General features: G+C 68.1%; 4 protein-coding genes. All 4 read right to left on the bottom strand.

Annotation, left to right across the window (positions count from 1 at the left end):
• Nucleotides 1-62 precede the first annotated feature (62 nt).
• On the bottom strand, nucleotides 63-1,541 hold the full coding sequence (locus tag CVO76_RS15125) for a four-carbon acid sugar kinase family protein (protein WP_208739980.1): 1,479 nt from the start codon (nucleotides 1,539-1,541) through the stop codon (nucleotides 63-65).
• 101 nt (nucleotides 1,542-1,642) lie between these two features.
• Nucleotides 1,643-3,022, bottom strand: a complete 1,380-nt coding sequence (locus tag CVO76_RS15130; RefSeq protein ID WP_133079894.1) for an MFS transporter — start codon at nucleotides 3,020-3,022, stop codon at nucleotides 1,643-1,645.
• 142 nt (nucleotides 3,023-3,164) lie between these two features.
• Nucleotides 3,165-3,935 carry an SDR family NAD(P)-dependent oxidoreductase gene (locus CVO76_RS15135; protein ID WP_133079893.1) on the bottom strand — a complete coding sequence of 257 codons (771 nt, stop codon included), beginning with the start codon at nucleotides 3,933-3,935 and terminating at the stop codon, nucleotides 3,165-3,167.
• 18 nt (nucleotides 3,936-3,953) lie between these two features.
• On the bottom strand, nucleotides 3,954-4,907 hold the full coding sequence (locus tag CVO76_RS15140; protein WP_208739981.1) for a 3-hydroxyacyl-CoA dehydrogenase family protein: 954 nt from the start codon (nucleotides 4,905-4,907) through the stop codon (nucleotides 3,954-3,956).
• Between the last annotated feature and the right edge of the window lie 75 nt (nucleotides 4,908-4,982).

Genomic DNA, 4,982 nt, shown 5'->3' on the forward strand with positions numbered 1-4,982 from the left:
ACGGAGTAGCTGTCGTTCATGGGGATCGCCGTCCAATGCTGGGTAGGAGCTGCGGGGAGGTGTCAGAAGGTGGAGCTGAGTTTCCTCGTGACGTCGGCGAGGGAGGAATCGTCCCCCACGTTGCCGGCGAAGACGACGAACGGGATGCCCTTCGCGGGCCCGTCCACCGGCTCCCACAGGCTCACGATGCCCGGGAGCATCGGGCCCCGGACCATGGCGTGCCTGATCTGCAGGCCGTGCGCGGCGACGTCCGAGGAGGTGATCCCTCCCTTGGCGATCACGAAGCGGGGCGGGAACAGTCCGAGGGTGCGGTTCACGACGGTGACGACGGCGGCCGAGACCGTCCGTGCGATCCGGAGGCTGGCGGCGGCGTCGCTGGTCCGTACCAGCAGTCTGCTCGTGTGGAGGATGACGTCACCGTGCGTGAGCCGGTCGACGACGTCCTCGACGATCCCGTCGAGGTGGGAGGCCGCGCGCTCGTCGAGGAGTTGCTCGACGTCGATCTCGATGGTGTGCGCGTGCTGGTGCTGCTCGGTGAGGATGCCGAGTTGCCGGGTGGTGACCCCCACATGTGAGCCGACCACGATCAGCCCGCCGGCGGTCGATGGCTCGTTGCCGGCATAGGCCTCGGAGCCGGTGAGTTCGGCACGGATCTCCTGGCCGATCCGCGCCCGCATGAAGGGCGGCCCGACACGGTACAGGAGCTTCTTCCCGCGGCGTTCGGCTTCCTCCAGACCGAGCGCGAGGGCACGGAGGTCATTCTCGGTCACGACGTCGGCGACGATCGGTGTCGCTCCGGTCGCATCGGCGACGGCATCCGCGATGGCACGGGCCGACGCGGGAGCGCCGCCACCCGTGCTGCCCGCGCGGATGATGCCGAGGTCCAGGACGATCACGGACGCCGCCGGGACACGTCCGCCGGTCTTCTCCTCGACGTACTGCGCGAGGGAGGCGTTCCGGTAGCCGAAGGTGGCGTCACGGGCGAACTCCGTGTCGGACACGGGGACGAGCTGGTCCTCGCCGAGTTCCGGCGCACGCACGTAGTGCACGCCGCCGATCGTGATCCGTCCGGCGTCCGGGAAAGCCGGGACGATCACGACGCCGTCGGTGGACTCGCCCGTGGCGTCGAGGACGGTCGCGGCGATCGTGTCGGGTTCGAGGGGGAAGTGTCCGCGGAGCGTGGAGTCGCCACGGCTCACGAAGCCGAGTCGCAGGGCGGAGGCTTCCGCCGCCGCTGCGGCGAGGGCGTTCCGGACGATCTCCTCGTTCCGGGCCGCCGCCTCCGGTGCGTCGAGGCTGCGGGTGTTCGTGAGCACGTACACGGCCGGCTTCCCCTGACGGAAGGCCCAGGAGAAGTCCTCGGTCTCCCACCGGGTCAGGACGGGGAGGTCCGCGACGGACTGCGTCCCGGTCGGATCGTCGTCGAGGACGACGAAGATCCGCGGCGGGCGCCCGGCGGACCGGACGGCTGCCGCTACCTCTCCCGCGGAGATGGGCGCGTCCGGCGGGTAGTCGGACAGCAGGTGCGTTTCAGTGGGCATGCAGCGCTCCGTGATGCGGTGGGTGGACGCCTGGGCGGCAGTTGGGGGACGTGCCGGTGGCGGTGCGGAGGATCGTCGTACCGCCACCGGTGGTCGCCCCGTCAGTGGCCGGGTGCTGCCGCCGTCTTCTCCTCGGCTGCCAGCAGGGCATCCGAGCGGGACCGCATGTTGCGGGTCAGGATGAACATCACCGCGGCCAGGAAGGCGAAGACGCCTACCGAGATGGTGCCGTAGAGCCCCGTCTCGGTCGTGAAGCGTTCATCGATCGCGGTGCGCATGATCGGGGCCACGAACCCACCGAGGTTGCCCAGCGAGTTGATCAGCCCGATGCCCGCTGCCGCTGCCGTTCCGGTGAGGAACGCCGTCGGATAGGACCAGGTGATGGGGCCGCAGGCCAGGAAGCTGGAGACCGAGACCACGAGGAAGGCGATCGCCAGGACGGGCATCCCGTTCTCGCCGGCGAAGGCGGCACCGATGGTGGCCAGGCCGGTCGAGGTGTAGAACATGGTGCCCCACGTGCGGCGACGCCGGATGGTGTTGGCGTTCTTGCCCACGATGTAGCAGACGAACAGGCCGACGAACCAGGGGATGGCCGAGATGAGGCCGATCTGCCAGAACTCGGCGTCCGGGCTGATGATGCGCCGGACCTGCTGCGGGAGGTAGAACGTGGTGCCGTAGACCGCGACCTGGAGGCAGAAGTAGATGACGGTGAAGTACCAGACCTTCCAGTTGCCCATGGCCCGCATGATGCCGGAGGGCCCGTCCGTACTGCGGACCTCGTCCTCCGCTTCCATGACCCTGAGCAGTGCGCGCTTCTCGTCCTTGTCCAGCCACTTCGCCTTCTGCGGACTGTCGATCAGGAAGAAGATGGCGGCGATGCCGGCGATGACGGCCATCATGCCCTCGGTGAAGAACATGACCTGCCAGCCGCGCCACGGGGTGTAGGTGTCCCCGAAGGAGATCAGCGCGCCCGAGATGGGATTGCCGAGCATCTGCGAGAAGGGCTGTGCGAGGTAGAACAGTGCGAACATCTGGACGCGGACCTTGTTGGGGAACCACTCCGAGAGGAACATGATGACGCCCGGGAAGAGCCCGGCCTCGGTCACGCCGAGCAGGAATCGCAGGATGATGAACATGGTGTCGCCGGACGTGAAGGCGAAGGCCGCGGCGACGATGCCCCAGGTCACCGCGATCCGGGCCAGCCACCAGCGTGCCCCGAATTTCTTGAGCAGCAGGTTGGACGGGATCTCGAAGATCGCGTAGCCGATGAAGAAGATGCCGGCACCGAGGGCGAACGCTCCGGCGCTGATGCCGCGGTCCATCTCGAGGGCATCCTCGGCGTAGCCCACGTTCGTGCGGTCCAGGAACGCGACGAAGTACAGGATGATGAGCATCGGCATCAGGTGCCGTGCAGCTTTCTTGACGGCGGAGGCAAGCGCGGGGCTGTCCAGGTCGTCTTTGACCGCGTCCGTAGCGGACATGGGACTCTCCTTAGTGCGGTTGTTGTGGTGGTGGTGTGCGGCTCAGCCCACGAGTGACGGGAAGATGAGCCAGGCCCCGATACCGACGAGGATGATGCCGACGGCGAGGAACAGGATGCGGGATTTCGACCAGTCGCCCATGTCAGTGCATGTAGAGTCCGCCGTCGACGTTCAGGGTCTGGCCCGTCACGAATCCGGCGTCCTCGCTGATGAGGTAGGCGATGGCTGCTGCGATGTCCCGGGGGGTGCCGATGCGCGGAAGGACGCCGTCGGCCGCCATGGCGGCCTTCCGTTCCTCCGTGAGCGTGCCACCCATGATGTCCGTGTCGATGGGACCGGGCGAGATGGCGTTGACGGTGATGCCCGCCCCGCCCAGTTCACGTGCCACGGAGCGCGTGAAACCGATGACGCCGGCCTTCGCCGCGGAGTAGACGGTCTTGGAGAACGTCCCGCCACCGCGCTGCGCGGACACCGAGGACAGGTTGACCACGCGCCCGACGCCGTGCCCGACCATGGACTCGACGGCCCGCCGGGTGGCGTAGTGGACGCCGTTCATGTTGATGCCCATGACGCGGTTCCACTCCTCGGGAGTGACCTCGAGGTACGGCACGGGGCTGGAGACGCCGGCGAGGTTCACCAGGGCGACGACCTGCGGGAGGGCGGCCTCGAGGCTGTCGAAGGCTGCCCGCACCTCGGATTCGTCCGCCACATTCGCTCCGGCACCGGCGGCCGTGACGCCGTGCTCCTCGGCGATCTCGCGGGCGACCGCCGTGGCCGCCCCGTCGTCGAGGTCGATGATGCCGATGTTCCAGCCGAGGCCGGCGAGGTGGTGCGCGGACGCGCGACCGATACCGCGCGGTGAGGCGGCGCCGGTGAGGATGACCGACCTGGAGTCGGGAAAAGCTGATGCCACGGGAGGATCTCCTTGCGATCAGTGGATGGGTGCAGGACCGAGTTCGTCCATGAGTTTCTTGATGGCCACGTACGCCCTGTTGCGGTAGGCGATCAGCTCCGCGGTGCGTTCGGCCGGGACGTCGAGGTAGCCGGCGCCGGTCTTGGTGCCGAACTTGCCGGCGTCGACGAGTTCCTTCAGGGAATCCGGTGTCGCGAAACGCTCGGGCCAGCGCGTCTGGAGCGACGCGTAGCAGAACGAGTACACGTCGAGGCCGGCCATGTCCGCGATGGCGAAGGGACCGAAGACGGGGAGCCGGAAGCCGAAGGTCGTGCGGACGATCGTGTCGATGTCGTCCGGGGTCGCGATGCCCTCCTCGACGATCTGCGTGGCCTCGTGGAACAGCGCGTACTGGAGCCTGTTCAGCACGAAGCCGGTGGCATCCTTCACCCGCGCCGTCTCCTTGCCGGTGGAGGCGACGATCTCCTCGACCACGGGGATGACGGCGTCGTCCGTGTCCGGGTGCGGGATGAGTTCGACGCCGGGGATGAAGGGTGCGGGGTTCGAGAAGTGGACGCCCAGGAACCGCTCCGGATGCTCCACCGCCTCCGCGAGGGCCGCGATCAGGATGGTGGAGGTGTTCGAGCCGATGATGGCATCGGGTCGGGCCGCCGCGGAGATCCGCCGGAGTGTCTCGTGCTTGATCTCGATGCGCTCCGGCACGGCCTCCTCGATGAACTCGGCGTCGGACACCGCGTCCTCGATCGAGTCGGCGGCCGAGACGTTCGCTTCGATGCGTTCGCGGGCATCCGCGGGGAAGAGGCCGTCGGCGGCGAACTGCTCCGCCTCGGTCAACAGGCGCTTGAGGTTGGACTCCGCGATCTCGGCGCTCACGTCCGCGATGCGGACGGTGTGCCCGGCCAGGGCGAGGACCTGGGCGATGCCGCCGCCCATGTAGCCCGATCCGACGACGGCGATTCTCTTCGGTGTCATGCGTCCTTCTTCCCAGGCAGGAGTGAGCGGATGTAGGTCTGGTTGGTGGCGCAGTTGCCGAGGGCGGCGGCGTCG

The organism is Arthrobacter agilis (assembly GCF_002953615.1).
Taxonomy (GTDB): Bacteria; Actinomycetota; Actinomycetes; order Actinomycetales; family Micrococcaceae; genus Arthrobacter_D; species Arthrobacter_D agilis_B.

Coding starts and splice junctions, on each gene's coding strand:
- CVO76_RS15130 (WP_133079894.1), bottom strand. CDS start 3,022: ATGTCCGCTACGGACGCGGTCAAAGACGACCTGGACAGCCCCGCGCTT.
- CVO76_RS15125 (WP_208739980.1), bottom strand. CDS start 1,541: ATGCCCACTGAAACGCACCTGCTGTCCGACTACCCGCCGGACGCGCCC.
- CVO76_RS15140 (WP_208739981.1), bottom strand. CDS start 4,907: ATGACACCGAAGAGAATCGCCGTCGTCGGATCGGGCTACATGGGCGGC.